Genomic DNA, 12562 nt, shown 5'->3' with positions numbered 1-12562 from the left:
GCGCTTGCTGCACAAGGTATTCCGATTCGGGGTCGGCGAACGCGGTGGCCTCGTCGAGGATCAGGACCGGGGTGTCCGCCAGGATTGCCCGCGCGATCGTCAACCGCTGCCGTTCCCCGCCCGACAACCCCGTTCCCGCGCCGAGCACCGTGTCGTAGCGGTCCGGCAATCGCATGATGCGGTCGTGGATCTGGGCCTGGCGCGCCGCCTCCTGAATCTGCGCCGCGGCGGCATCCGGGACGGCCAGCGTGATGTTCTCGGCGACGGTGCCGTGCACCAGCTGCGTCTCCTGCAGGACGAAGCCGACCTTCGCGTAGAGCTCATCGGCGGTCATCGACCGGATGTCTTGCCCCCCAACGCGTATCGCGCCCTCTTCGACGTCGTGGAACCGGGCCAGCAGGGCGGCCAGCGTGGACTTGCCGGACCCGGACGGGCCGACGAGGGCGGTGACGGTGCCGGGCCGCAGCGTCAGCGACACGTCGCGGATCACCGGGACGCCCGGGCGATAGCCGAAGCTGACGTCGTCGAACACCACCGTCGCCGACGGATCCCCGGACCCGTCTTGCGGCCGCACGGCGAGTTCGGGCTCGTCGAGTGTGTTCTGCAGGCGCCGGGCGGCCAGCATGCCGGCGCTGATGCCGCCCACTCCGTACGCGATACCCAGCAGGCGTGCCCCGAATGTGGTGCCCAGCAACAGGAACGGCACGAGATTCACCGGATCCATCCGCCCGGTGACGGTGAGCAGGGTGCCCGTGAGCACGATGAGCCACAAGAAGGTGGAGGGCCGGGTGACCAGGTCCATCAGCGTCTTCTTGCCGGCGAGCGGCCGCTGCCAGGAGACCAGGAATTCGACGTATTCGTCCAGGCGGCGGCGGAAACTGGAGGCGGCCGCGCCGCCGAAGACGCGGATCACCGGCTGGCCCTCCAGGTAGGCGCCGGCCTCGCCGCTCATCTTCTCGGCCCAGCGCTGCGATTGCGGAATGCGCGGGCCCGACTGAATCGTGAGCGACGACGTCAACACCAGGTACACCAGCACGGGCAGGAACAGCACGAGCGCCACCCGCCAGTCGACGGCGAAGAGGTAGACCAGCACCGCCACCGGTGCGATGATCGCCGCGACCGCGTCCGGGATGGCGTGGGTGACCAGATAGTGCAGCGACAGCGTGTCGTCCTGCAGCAGCTGCTTGATCGAGCCCGATCCACGCGTGGTGAACCAGCCCAGTGGCAATCGGGATAGCTTGCGCAACAACCGCGACCGCAGGTCGGCGGCGAACCGGGCGTCGACGACGTGCAGCCACAGCGTGAGCGCCGCGCCGAGGACGGCGCCCGTTCCCAGCAGCGCAACGGCCGCGATCCCGACGTTCCAGAGTCGGGATGCGGGCGCCCCGGTGACCAGCAGGCGGGCCAGCTCGACCAGCAGGACGAACGGCGCCAGCTGCACCATGGTGATGACGGCCTGCAGCACCCCGGAAAGAATCAGCGCCGAGCGCAACGGCGCGAGCAACCGGCCGGCCCCCTGAGCGCGCCAGTGGCCGCGCGCTGCGGGGGCGGGCGTCTGCGAGGTCGGTCCTGGCGGCGAAACCTGCTCGTGTGCGGGCTCATTCACGGATGCGGGCTCGTCGCCGCGCTGGATGCCCATCGCCCGGCCGGCGCTCCAGTAGGCCTGGGCGTGAATCTCCGACTTGGGAAAACCGAAGTCGTCGCGCAGCCGCGTGCGGACGTGCTTGAGGACCGTGGCCTCGGGTGTGGCCCACGCGTACCAGTTGGACCAGTCGCGGTTATGGATCGCCGCCGCAAGGGACTTCTCGTCGCGGCGGGCCACCCAGTGCACTTTCAGACGGGGGTGCGGCGCGATCGGGATCAGGACGTCATGGTCGTCGTGTTGCTCGAGATACATCTCGATCGGCACTTCGTTGGGGACGACTCCGATGATCCCGTTCATGCCGGGGATCGACGCCGAGTCACCGATCAGCAGGTAGCCGGCCGGCTGCTCGGGTGGCACGTCGAAGCGCGACGAGCCCATCAGCGCCATGACGGCGATCGTCGCGCCGGGTTCCACGGTGCGCGCCCACTTCGACGCCGGGCCTGCGGGCTCGTGCAGCACGACGTCGACCGCGAATCGGCCGTTCGTGGCGTCGGCCTCGGAGATGGTGTAGGCGCGCTGGAACTCGGTGTTGGATCCGTCGGGGTCGGGAAACCAGAACCGCAGCCACGCGGCGGGTTCGGCATCCACGTCCTCGAACAGTGTCGGCGACGCCATCCGCACCCGCACGAAATGCGGTGCAATCTGGACGGTTTCGAGCACCGTCGCGGTGTGGTCGCGAGCGCCGAAGCTGCGCAACATCACGCCCTGGAACCCGCGTGCCATCGGCGGTCCTTTCCCGCGGCGCTGAGGCTTCGCGACGGACTTCAGGAGCGGCCGGCCGGACGGAACCTCCGCTGAATACGTTACCGCCACAAACTAAGGGTTGCCTTACCAAAGGTCAAACTCGGGCTGCCGGGGGTCGATCGGTAGCCTGGACGTGTGAGCGGTGAATCGGTTCCGCCGGTGTTGCTCTACGACGGGGTCTGCGGCGTCTGCAACTCAGCGGTGCGGACGATACTTCGGTTCGATCCCCACGGCACGCTGCGCTTCGCGCCCCTGGACAGCGATTTCGCCCAGGAGGTCTTTGCCCGGCACCCGGCCGTCAAAGACGTGGACTCGGTGGTGTTCGTCGACGAACCCGAACAGCCGGGAGAACGCGTCGCCGTCCGGTCCGCGGCCGCCCTGCGCGTGGTGGATTACCTTGGTGGTCCGTGGAAGCTGCTCGGGGCCGCCCGCATCATCCCGGCTCCCCTGCGCGACTGGCTCTACGACCGGATCGCGGACGTTCGCTATCGCATCTTCGGCAAATACGACACGTGTCCGCTGCCGCCGCCGGAGGTTCGTGCCCGCTTTCTGCAGGCCTAGTAGTCCGCGTCGAGGGCCAGGTCGGCCTCGGACTCACTCCTTTTCAGCTCGGCCAGCTTGCGGTCCTCGGCCGCGAACTCGCGATGGTGAATTGCCGATTTCTGGTGTGCACCCACGTCAGACACGCGTTGTTCGACGCTGCGGTCTTGGACCCGCGCGATTCGTTCGTGCTGCAGGGCCGATTCCTCCAAGCTGCGAGCGGCCGAGAGCCCGGCATGCGCGGCGCGTTCCCGCGCCTCCGCGGCCCGTCGTTCGGCTCGCTCGACATCTTTGGCGGTAACTGTTTCGTCGTTTCCGATGGCCATGGCGTCTCCCTGGTGTCCCGTGCATTGCACGTACCCCGCAGGGAGGGTTTAACGCCTGCCGAAGGCGAACAGATGGTGCGGGCGGAGGGACTCGAACCCCCACGCTCTTTCGAGCACCGGCACCTAAAGCCGGGGTGTCTGCCAATTCCACCACGCCCGCAGCGTGCCGATCGTACCGCTCAGTGCGGGGACCGGCGCGCCTCGACGTATTCGTCGGAGCCAAGTCGTGAGCGGTACCGTCAAGGGGTGTCCACTACGCGTCGTCGCAGGCCCGCCCTGATCGCCTTGGTGATCGTCGCGGCGTGCGGTTGCCTGGCGCTGGGCTGGTGGCAATGGACCAGGTTCCAGTCTGTCTCCGGCACGTTCCAGAACCTCGGCTATGCGCTGCAGTGGCCGCTGTTCGCCTGGTTCTGCGTGTACGCATACCGCAAATACGTGCGCTACGAAGAGATGCCGCCCGAGCCTCGGCGCGATACCGAACTCACCGAGCTACCCTCCGGCTTGCTGCCCGAACGCCCCAAGCCGATGCAACAGCCGTCCGACGATCCCGCGCTGGCGGAGTACAACGCCTACCTGGCCGAGCTTGCCAAACAAGACACCCAAAAGCAGAACAGGACCACCGCATGACCACACCGGAGACACCTGGACCTCAGGCGTCGGCATTCCCCGTGGAGAAGATCCGCAGCGCGTTGCTCGGCTACCGGGTCATGGCGTGGGCGACGGGGCTCTGGCTGATCGCACTGTGCTACGAGATCGTCTCGCACCTTGTCCTGCACCACGAGATCCGCTGGATCGAAGTGGTGCACGGTTGGGTGTACTTCATCTATGTCCTGACCGCCTTCAATCTGGCCGTCAAGGTCCGCTGGCCAATACCCAAGACGATCGGTGTCCTCCTTGCCGGCACCATCCCGCTGCTGGGGATCATCGTCGAGCAAGTCCAGACCAGGGACGTGAAGGCCCGCTTCGACTTGTAGACCTCATCCGCCACGGGAGCCGCTCGACCGCGCGACACACGATGCGGGCGGACGCCTAGGCCAACTCGCGCAGCGCCGGCACCAGCAACGCCAGCGCGCGGCCGCGATGCGAGACCGCGTCCTTCTCCTCGGGACTGAGCTCCGCCGCGGTGCGGTCGGACCCGGCCGGAAGGAAAACCGGGTCATAGCCGAAACCGCCGCCGCCCCGCGGTTCCCGCGCGATGGTCCCGGGCCACTCGCCGCGGACGACGACCTCCCCGGACGGCCCGGCCAGGGCGCAGGCGGAGACGAAGGCCGCGCCGCGCCGGTCGTCGGGCACGTCGCTCAACTGCGCCAGCAGCAGCCCGGTGTTGGCGGCGTCGTCGCCGTGGTTACCCGACCAGCGCGCCGAGAGCACGCCGGGCATCCCGTTCAACGCGGCCACCTCCAGACCGGAGTCGTCGGCCACCGCGGGTAAGCCCGTCGCGGCGAACGCATCGCGAGCCTTGGCCAACGCGTTGTCCTCAAAAGTGGCGCCCGTCTCGGGCGCCTCCGCGAAGGCGGGCACGTCGTCCAAAGACACCAACGTCAACCCCGTCAGCCCGGCCGCGTCGAGCACCCGGCGCAGTTCGGCAAGCTTTTTGCGGTTGCGGCTGGCGACCAGCAGCCGCGATGATCGCAACCGCGGCGAAGCCGGGCACCGCGGGTCAGCATCATCTGACCCGGTCAGCTGCCGAACGCCTTCGGCGGCGGAGCCCCCTCGGGGAGCTCGCCCGGGTACGGCAGGGCCAGCGCCTCGCGCTGGGCGGCGAACAGCTTGTCACAGGCAGCCAGCGCCACGTCGAGCAGCTTGTCCAACGTCGAGCGCGGGAACGTCGCCCCCTCGCCGGTCCCCTGCACCTCCACGAGGGTTCCGGTGTCGGTGGCGACGACGTTCATGTCGACCTCGGCCCGCGCGTCTTCCTCGTAGGGCAGGTCCACCCGGATCCGGCCGTCGACCACCCCGACGCTGACCGCCGCGATGGCGCACGACAGCGGCCGGGGGTCGGAGAGCTTGCCGGCCGCGGCAAGGTAGGTCACGGCGTCGGCCAGCGCGACGAAGGCGCCCGTGATGGCGGCGGTACGGGTGCCGCCGTCTGCCTGCAGCACGTCGCAGTCGACGGCGATGGTGTTCTCCCCCAACGCCGCCAGGTCGATGCAGGCCCGCAGCGAGCGCCCGACCAGCCGGCTGATCTCCTGGGTGCGCCCGGACAGGCGCCCCTTCACCGCTTCGCGGTCGGAGCGCGTGTGGGTGGCCGACGGCAGCATCGCGTACTCCGCGGTCAGCCACCCCAGACCCGACCCCTTGCGCCAGCGCGGCACCCCCTCGGTGACGCTGGCGGTGCACATGACCTTGGTGTGGCCGAATTCGATCAGCACCGACCCAGCCGGGTGGTCGGTGAATCCGCGGGTGATGACTACGGGTCGAAGCTCGTCGTCGAGGCGGCCGTCTTCTCTTCTGGTCACGACGCCAACCCTAACGCGGGGCGCTCAGACCCTTTCAGAGCGGCGGATGTCGAACGTTTCGCCGCACACCACCGCGTGGACGGGGCCGTCGAACTCGGCCTTGGCCTCGCTGATCACGTCCTCACGCGACGTCCACGGCGGGATGTGGGTGAGCAACAGCTCGCGAACGCCGGCCTGCGCCGCGGTCCTGCCCGCCTCGGTGCCCGACAGGTGCAGGGCGGGCGGCCGGTCCGGCGAGTGCGTCCAGGAGGCTTCGCAGAGGAAGACGTCGGCGTCGCGAGCCAACTCGACCAACTGGTCACACACGCCGGTGTCGCCGCTGTAGACGAACGAAGCGCCGGTGGAATCGGTGATCCTCATGCCGTAGGACTCCGTCGGGTGGGCCACCACCCGCGGCGTCACCGTGAGCGACCCGAAGGTCACCGTTTCGCCGTCGACCCAGTGCCGAACGTCGAAAATGTCTGAGCAGTCGTCGATTTCGCCGCCATACGGTGACGAGGCGGCGCCCAGTCGGGACCAGGTGTCGCCGGGGCCGTACAACAACGCCTTGCCGTCGGGGCGGGACGGGTGGTAGCGCCGCCACACGAACAGGCCGGGCAGATCGAGGCAGTGGTCGGCGTGCAGGTGCGACAGGAGCACGTGCACGGAGGCGGGATCGGCGTAGCGCTGCAGCGCGCCCAATACACCGCCGCCGAAGTCGATGACCATCGGCGGAGTGTCCGGTGCCCGGAGCAGATATCCCGACGCGGGCGAATCCGGCCCCACCACGCTGCCCGAGCAGCCGAGCACGGTTATTCGCACGGACACTACTGTGCCATGCCCGATGCGACCGTGACGAAAACATCGCCGCATTCATTTGATGAGAATCTCGTCATCCGCACATGGCGATCACGAGCGCGGCGAAGCCGGGCGAAGTGGGTCGCCATCAATCGCACATGGCGATCACGAGCGCGGCGAAGCCGGGCGAAGTGGGTCGCCAACAACCGCACATGGCGATCACGAGCGCGGCGAAGCCGGGCGAAGTGGGTCGCCAACAACCGCACATGGCGATCACGAGCGCGGCGAAGCCGGGCGAAGTGGGTCGCCATCAACCGCACATGGCGATCACGAGCGCGGCGAAGCCGGGCGAAGTGGGTCGCCATCAACCGCATTAGTCGATCCGCACGTGGTGAACGGGTTGCACACCGGTGACCGCGGGACCCAGGAACCGGGCCGCCAACTTGGTGAAGGCCTCGGGGTCGCCGGTGGCTTCGAAGACCCGGGTCGCGGGTGGCGCGTCATGCGGGCGCAGCAGGTCGCGCTCGGTGAGCACCCGCAGCACCTCCTTGGCGGTTTCCTCGGCGCTGGACACCAGCGTCACGTGCTCGCCCAGCGCCAGCTGGATCAACCCGGACAGCAGCGGGTAATGCGTGCAGCCGAGCACCAGGGTGTCGACCTGGGCGCGCTGCAACGGCTCCAGATAGCCCTCCGCCAGCCCGAGCACCTGGCGGCCACTGGTGACACCGCGCTCGACGAAGTCGACGAAGCGCGGACAGGCCACCGCGGTGATCTCGGTGTCGCGGGCGGCGGCGAACGCGTCCTGGTAGGCGTGCGAGTTGATGGTCGCCCGCGTGCCGATGACACCGATGCGACCGTTGCGCGTCGTGGCGACCGCGCGGCGCACCGCCGGCAGGATCACCTCGACGACCGGCACGTCGTAGCGCTCGCGGGCGTCCCGCAGGCACGCCGCCGACGCCGTGTTGCAGGCGATCACCAACGCCTTGACGCCGCGGCCCACCAGGTCGTCGCCGATCGCCAGCGCGTGCGCGCGGACCTCGGGAATGGTGAGCGGACCGTATGGTCCGTGGCCGGTGTCGCCGACGTAGACGATGTCCTCGTCGGGCAATTGGTCGATGATGGCCCGCGCGACGGTCAGTCCCCCGACGCCGGAATCGAAGATCCCGACGGGCGCCAACGGCGAGCTCATGTCTGGGGGCGCGGCGTCATGGCGCCGGCTTTCCTCTTCGCGCGGGCCTTGCGTTCCGGTGCGGACAACCAATACGCGGCGATGACACCGGCGATGGCGCCGCAGAGGTGACCCTGCCACGACACGCCCCCACACCTGCCCAGCACCGGCATGGCGCCCAGCAGCACGCCGCCGTACGCGAACAGCACCACCAATCCGATCGCGATGTCGGCGAACCTGCGCACGAAGATCCCGAACACGAGCAAAAAGGCCAGCCAGCCGAAGATCAGGCCGGAGGCCCCGATGTGATCGGTCGGCCCGCAGGAGCTGCCCACGTTGCCGATCAGCCAGGTGCCGAAACCACCGAGGATCCACACGATCGCCGTGGCCCAGACGAACCGGCTCAGCCCGGCCAGCGTCATCAGGAAGCCCAGCACCAGAAGCGGGATCGTGTTGGCCATCAGATGCTGCCAGTTGGCGTGCAGGACCGGGGCGAAGACGATCCCCCACAGCCCGTCGGCCTCGAGCGGCCTGATGCCGTTTTCGTCCAGGGAATGCCGAGTCAGCTGATCGATGAGCTCGATGAGGTAGAGCAGCGCGACGAAGGTCAGGATCGTGGCCCCGCCCACCATCCACGTGGGCCGCTTCGCCTGGCCCGCCGGTGCGCCGGGACGTCCCTTCGGGGTCGTCTTACCCATAGCTGCAGGTTACCGGCGCCGACGGCGCGAGTCCGTCATGGGGCGAACGCACCCGACAACACGCCCCGGTAGGTCGGTATCCCCGCCACCGAATCCGCGGCGAACACGCCGGCCAGCACCGCCCGCGCCGCGCAGTCGGCCGCCGCGGCACCCACTTCCGCGGCCAGCCGCATCTCCGGCGAAAACGAGGCGGGCGAGTCTGCCGTCGGCGGCACCTCGACCGCCCCAGTCGCCAGCGCGAAGACCGTGTCGCCGTCATACGGGGTGTGTGCCGGGCGGATGGCGCGGGCCAGTCCGTCCTGGGCGGCGACGGCGACGCGGCGACACGCGGCCGGGCTGAGCGCCGCGTCGGTCGCCACCACCCCGATGACGGTGTTGAGCGGGTTCTGCAGCGGGCTCGCCGCGGTGGGCAACTGCGCGAAGGCGTCGATCTGCTCCGCCGGCGGTGGCCGCAGCCCGAACTCCCTTACCAAGTCCGCCATCCACGGCAGGCCGGTAGCCCGGTCGGCGACGTCGCCGGCGGAGTTCACCACGACCACCGCGCCGACGGTCACCCCGCACGGCAGCGCCGTCGAGGCGGTCCCGACGCCGCCCTTGAGCACCCCGGCCCGCGCCCCGACGCCCGCGCCGACGCTCCCGACGGCCGGCGCCCCCGCAACGTCGGCGGCTTCGCAGGCCAGGTAGCCGAACTCCGGCGTCGGGCGACGGTCCCAGCCGCCGACCGGCAGATCGAATATCACCGCGCCGGGCACGATGGGCACCACACCGCCGCCCATCGTCACGCCGCGCTCGCGCTCCTCCAGCCAGCGCATGACGCCGTCGGCGGCCGCCAAACCGTAGGCACTGCCGCCGGCGAGCAAGACCGCGTCGACGTACCGGACGGTGTTGGCGGGATCGAGCAGGTCGGTCTCCCGCGTGCCGGGCGCACCGCCGCGGCAATCGACCGCGCCCACGGTCCCCGGCGGTGTCAGCACGACGGTGACGCCGGAGGCCCATCCGGCGCCCATGGTCGCGTCGGGGTCGAGTCGTTGGTGGTGCCCGACGCGGATGCCCCCGACGTCGGTGATGGCGTCCGTCCGGCCGCCATCGAGGCTCATCGGGGCCCCATGAGCACCAGAACGAGGTATTCCTGCAGGACGGTCAGCCACTGGTAGACGTCGAAGTGCACGGCCAGCGGGTGGTCGGCGGGCAGGCGCTCCGGTCCTTGCGGCCCGACCTCGAGCATGACCCCCAACGTCAGCCGGATGTCGTTGACCGCCGCGACCCAGGCGTTCGCGTCCTCCTCGCTCAGGTCGAACCGGCCGCCGCCATCGGGAACCGTATCCAACAACCGCTGCGCGGCAAGACGTTTGGCGTCGATGATCTCGGGCTCGTGCAGGCTGCGCAGCGCGGCGTTCAGGCTCTCCGCGGCGTCGGGGCCGGACGGATCAGCGTCGTCCGGATGGAAGAAATCGGGCAGCAGCCGGCGCAGGGTCGGATCCTTCGGCGGTTCGCTGTTTCCCGTCTTGATGCCGGTGATCTCCTCGAGTTCGTCTGCGGGAGTGGAGGACTCACGCTCGTCGAGCAACCCGACCATGGCCGTTGCCAGGTTCTTCAGCAGGGCGGCTTCGTGAGCCGCCAGCGCGGACCGAAAACGGGGACCGTCCGCGGTCTCGACGCGCTTCCATTTGCGCACAGGTAATCGCCGGGGCCCTCGCCGATTACCGGTCCTGCTGCAGCGTCGCCCACAACCCGGCGGCATGCAGCTTGGAGACGTCGACTTCCATGGATTCCCGGCTACCGGCCGACACCACCGCCCTGCCCTCGTTGTGTACCTGCAACATGAGCTTGGTGGCGTGCGGCTCGCTATAGCCGAACAACTTCTGGAACACATACGTCACGTAGGTCATCAGATTGACCGGGTCATCCCATACGATCGTGACCCACGGACTCGCCGTGACGTCTAACGGGGCGGACTCGCGTTGTCCTGTAGTGCCCGGCTTAGCGGGCGCTGACATTACAACCATGGCCTACACGATACCGAGGGTGACGTGAGGTTTCCGAGCCCCCGACGGCAGCCGATACCGTTATGGAATGAATGACCCGGTCGTAACTGGGCTGCTAACCGACAAGTACGAGTTGACGATGCTGGCGGCGGCGCTGCGAGACGGCACCGCCGACCGCGCGACGACCTTCGAACTGTTCGCACGCCGGCTGCCCGACGGCCGCCGTTACGGCGTGGTGTGCGGCACGGGGCGGCTGCTCGAGGCGTTGCCGCAATTCGGCTTTGGCGACGAGGCGTGCCAGTTGCTGGGCGAATTCCTCGATCCGGATACGTTGCGCTACTTGCGGGATTTCCGTTTCGGGGGTGACATCGACGGCTACGCCGAAGGCGAGCTGTACTTCCCCGGTTCGCCCGTGTTGTCGGTGACCGGCACGTTCGCCGAGTGCGTCGTGCTGGAGACACTGGCGCTGTCGATCTTCAATCACGACACGGCGGTCGCGTCGGCGGCGGCGCGGATGGTCAGCGCGGCCAGGGACCGCCCGCTGATCGATATGGGTTCACGGCGAACCCACGAGCACGCCGCGGTCGCCGCGGCGCGCGCCGCCTACATCGCCGGCTTCGCCGCGTCCTCCAACCTCGAGGCCCAGCGCCGATACGGCATCCCCGCGGAGGGCACCTCCGCGCACGCGTTCACGATGCTGCACGCGAGCGGCGAACCCGCCGAGGTGACCGAACTGGCCGCGTTCCGCGCTCAGGTCGACGCGCTGGGCGTCGGCACCACCCTGCTGGTGGACACCTATGACGTGACCGCCGGCGTGGCCAACGCCGTGGCCGCCGCCGGGGAGGCGCTCGGGGCGGTGCGCATCGACTCCGGCGAGCTGGGCGTGCTGACCCGCCAGGTCCGCGACCAGCTCGACCGGCTGGGCGCCAGCGGGACCCGGATCGTGGTCTCCGGCGACCTCGACGAGTTCTCCATCGCCGCATTGGGTGCCGAACCGGTCGACAGCTACGGCGTCGGCACGTCGCTCGTGACGGGTTCGGGCGCACCGACGGCGAACATGGTCTACAAGCTGGTCGAAGTGGACGGCATGCCGGTGCAGAAGCGCAGCAGCCACAAGGAATCCCGTGGCGGTCGCAAGGAGGCGCTGCGCCTGACCCGCTCGTCGGGCACCGTCACCGAAGAAGTGGTGTATCCCGCCGGCCGCCCGCCCTCGGTCACCGAACCGTATCGGGCGTTGACGGTCCCGCTGGTGCGCGGCGGCGACGTGGTGGCCAAACCGAATGTGGCCGCGGCGCGCGAGCTGGTAGCTTCCGGGCTGCGCAGTCTGCCGTGGGAGGGTTTGAATCTGTCGCAGGGCGAGCCCGCGATCCCGACGACGCAGATCCCCGCCGCCCGCCCGTAGCACCGAAGAGCAAAGAGGATAGCCACGTCCGAAGTGTCCGTGCCCGAGTTGCTGGCCCTCGCCGTGGCCGCGCTCGGCGGCAGTGAGCGCAGCGGCCAGCTCGAGATGGCCGACGCCGTCACGCGGGCGTTCGCCACCGGTGAGCATCTGGTCGTGCAGGCCGGCACCGGCACCGGAAAGTCGCTGGCCTACCTAGTGCCGGCGATCGTCCGTGCCATCGACGACGACTCGCCCGTCGTCGTGTCCACGGCGACCATCGCGCTGCAGCGCCAGCTCGTCGATCGCGATCTGCCCAGGCTCATCGATTCGCTCGCCGATGCGCTCCCCCGCCGCCCGCAATTCGCGCTGCTCAAGGGTCGCCGAAATTATCTGTGCCTGAACAAGATTCACAACGGCGGCGCCGAGGCCGAGGATGACACCGGCGACCGGCCGCAGGAGGAGCTCTTCGATCCCATGGCGGCCACCGCCCTGGGCCGCGACGTCCAACGCCTCACCGCCTGGGCGTCGACCACGGACTCCGGCGACCGCGACGACCTGAAACCCGGTGTGCCAGAACGATCCTGGTCCCAGGTCAGCGTTTCGGCGCGCGAATGTCTGGGCGTGGCACGCTGCCCGTTCGGCGCCGAGTGCTTCTCCGAGCGGGCGCGCGGCCGGGCCGGCGCCGCCGACATCGTGGTGACCAACCACGCGCTGCTTGCCATCGACGCCGTCGCCGAATCGGCCGTGCTGCCCGAGCACGAGTTGCTGGTGGTGGACGAGGCCCACGAGCTGGTCGACCGGGTGACCTCGGTGGCAACCGCCGAGCTGACGCCGGCCGC

Annotated in this window: 16 protein-coding genes and 1 tRNA gene; 6 read left to right on the top strand and 11 right to left on the bottom strand. The window is 69.4% G+C overall.

Annotated features, from left to right (window positions below):
* On the bottom strand, window positions 1–2368 hold a 2368-nt coding region (locus tag A9X03_RS08730), incomplete at its 3' end, for an ABC transporter ATP-binding protein/permease (protein WP_068260620.1).
* Window positions 2369–2524: 156 nt separating this feature from the next.
* Here A9X03_RS08730 and A9X03_RS08725 point away from each other — a divergent pair.
* The gene (locus A9X03_RS08725; RefSeq protein ID WP_067757829.1) at window positions 2525–2950 is read left to right on the top strand and encodes a thiol-disulfide oxidoreductase DCC family protein; all 426 of its coding nucleotides are present in this window, start codon (window positions 2525–2527) and stop codon (window positions 2948–2950) included.
* Here the strand turns inward: A9X03_RS08725 and A9X03_RS08720 are convergent.
* Together A9X03_RS08720 and A9X03_RS08715 are read right to left on the bottom strand one after the other, a co-directional pair.
* Window positions 2947–3285, bottom strand: a complete 339-nt coding sequence (locus A9X03_RS08720; protein ID WP_197696039.1) for a hypothetical protein — start codon at window positions 3283–3285, stop codon at window positions 2947–2949. The two genes, A9X03_RS08725 and A9X03_RS08720, sit on opposite strands and share 4 nt — an antisense overlap.
* A 43-nt stretch (window positions 3286–3328) precedes the next feature.
* A tRNA-Leu gene (locus tag A9X03_RS08715) sits at window positions 3329–3415 on the bottom strand.
* Between the two features lie 86 nt (window positions 3416–3501).
* Between A9X03_RS08715 and A9X03_RS08710 the strand changes: the two genes are divergently transcribed.
* Together A9X03_RS08710 and A9X03_RS08705 are read left to right on the top strand one after the other, a co-directional pair.
* Window positions 3502–3882, top strand: coding sequence for a hypothetical protein (locus A9X03_RS08710; RefSeq protein ID WP_068260617.1), 381 nt, complete (start codon window positions 3502–3504; stop codon window positions 3880–3882).
* Complete coding sequence (locus tag A9X03_RS08705; protein ID WP_067757833.1) at window positions 3879–4229, top strand: DUF3817 domain-containing protein; 351 nt, start codon at window positions 3879–3881, stop codon at window positions 4227–4229. Before A9X03_RS08710 ends, A9X03_RS08705 begins: the two co-directional genes overlap by 4 nt.
* Before the next feature lie 55 nt (window positions 4230–4284).
* Here A9X03_RS08705 and rdgB read toward each other — a convergent pair whose 3' ends face one another.
* From rdgB to A9X03_RS08690, 3 genes are read right to left on the bottom strand one after another with little or no spacing between them, the layout of a single operon-like run.
* Window positions 4285–4890 (bottom strand): RdgB/HAM1 family non-canonical purine NTP pyrophosphatase, encoded by a 606-nt coding sequence (rdgB, locus tag A9X03_RS08700; protein ID WP_068260614.1) that lies wholly within the window; start codon window positions 4888–4890, stop codon window positions 4285–4287.
* A gap of 44 nt (window positions 4891–4934) precedes the next feature.
* Window positions 4935–5714 (bottom strand): ribonuclease PH, encoded by a 780-nt coding sequence (gene rph, locus A9X03_RS08695; RefSeq protein WP_067757838.1) that lies wholly within the window; start codon window positions 5712–5714, stop codon window positions 4935–4937.
* 24 nt (window positions 5715–5738) lie between these two features.
* Window positions 5739–6521, bottom strand: coding sequence for a cyclic nucleotide-degrading phosphodiesterase (locus tag A9X03_RS08690; protein WP_068260611.1), 783 nt, complete (start codon window positions 6519–6521; stop codon window positions 5739–5741).
* Window positions 6522–6595: 74 nt separating this feature from the next.
* On the opposite strand from A9X03_RS08690, the gene A9X03_RS08685 reads away from it, so the two are divergent.
* Window positions 6596–6868: a hypothetical protein gene (locus A9X03_RS08685; protein ID WP_068260608.1), complete on the top strand. Its 273-nt coding sequence runs from the start codon at window positions 6596–6598 to the stop codon at window positions 6866–6868.
* Here the strand turns inward: A9X03_RS08685 and murI are convergent.
* From murI to clpS, 5 genes are read right to left on the bottom strand one after another with little or no spacing between them, the layout of a single operon-like run.
* Window positions 6865–7680, bottom strand: a complete 816-nt coding sequence (murI, locus tag A9X03_RS08680; RefSeq protein ID WP_068260605.1) for a glutamate racemase — start codon at window positions 7678–7680, stop codon at window positions 6865–6867. The genes A9X03_RS08685 and murI overlap by 4 nt on opposite strands.
* Window positions 7677–8357: a rhomboid family intramembrane serine protease gene (locus tag A9X03_RS08675; protein ID WP_082970978.1), complete on the bottom strand. Its 681-nt coding sequence runs from the start codon at window positions 8355–8357 to the stop codon at window positions 7677–7679. Before A9X03_RS08675 ends, murI begins: the two co-directional genes overlap by 4 nt.
* Window positions 8358–8392: 35 nt before the next feature.
* Entirely contained in the window at window positions 8393–9454 is a 1062-nt protein-coding gene (locus A9X03_RS08670; RefSeq protein ID WP_068260602.1) for a P1 family peptidase, read from the bottom strand.
* Window positions 9451–10032 carry a DUF2017 domain-containing protein gene (locus A9X03_RS08665; RefSeq protein WP_068260599.1) on the bottom strand — a complete coding sequence of 194 codons (582 nt, stop codon included), beginning with the start codon at window positions 10030–10032 and terminating at the stop codon, window positions 9451–9453. The genes A9X03_RS08670 and A9X03_RS08665 overlap by 4 nt, the downstream gene beginning before the upstream one ends.
* A 25-nt stretch (window positions 10033–10057) precedes the next feature.
* Window positions 10058–10363: an ATP-dependent Clp protease adapter ClpS gene (gene clpS / locus A9X03_RS08660; protein ID WP_067757852.1), complete on the bottom strand. Its 306-nt coding sequence runs from the start codon at window positions 10361–10363 to the stop codon at window positions 10058–10060.
* 67 nt (window positions 10364–10430) lie between these two features.
* Between clpS and A9X03_RS08655 the strand changes: the two genes are divergently transcribed.
* Complete coding sequence (locus A9X03_RS08655) at window positions 10431–11744, top strand: nicotinate phosphoribosyltransferase (RefSeq protein WP_068260597.1); 1314 nt, start codon at window positions 10431–10433, stop codon at window positions 11742–11744.
* Between the two features lie 18 nt (window positions 11745–11762).
* A partial coding sequence (locus tag A9X03_RS08650) for an ATP-dependent DNA helicase (protein WP_156746508.1) occupies window positions 11763–12562 on the top strand: 800 nt, incomplete at its 3' end.

Origin of the sequence: Mycobacterium sp. E1715 (assembly GCF_001667625.1) — a bacterium.
Lineage (GTDB): Bacteria > Actinomycetota > Actinomycetes > Mycobacteriales > Mycobacteriaceae > Mycobacterium.
This window is presented reverse-complemented; position numbering and strand designations above follow the sequence as displayed.

Bases quoted from the DNA above. Each gene is read 5' to 3' on its own strand.
- A9X03_RS08705 (WP_067757833.1), top strand. From the start codon at position 3,879: ATGACCACACCGGAGACACCTGGACCTCAGGCGTCGGCATTCCCCGTG.
- A9X03_RS08685 (WP_068260608.1), top strand. From the start codon at position 6,596: ATGGCGATCACGAGCGCGGCGAAGCCGGGCGAAGTGGGTCGCCATCAA.
- murI (WP_068260605.1), bottom strand. From the start codon at position 7,680: ATGAGCTCGCCGTTGGCGCCCGTCGGGATCTTCGATTCCGGCGTCGGG.
- A9X03_RS08675 (WP_082970978.1), bottom strand. From the start codon at position 8,357: ATGGGTAAGACGACCCCGAAGGGACGTCCCGGCGCACCGGCGGGCCAG.
- A9X03_RS08670 (WP_068260602.1), bottom strand. From the start codon at position 9,454: ATGAGCCTCGATGGCGGCCGGACGGACGCCATCACCGACGTCGGGGGC.
- clpS (WP_067757852.1), bottom strand. From the start codon at position 10,363: ATGGTTGTAATGTCAGCGCCCGCTAAGCCGGGCACTACAGGACAACGC.
- A9X03_RS08655 (WP_068260597.1), top strand. From the start codon at position 10,431: ATGAATGACCCGGTCGTAACTGGGCTGCTAACCGACAAGTACGAGTTG.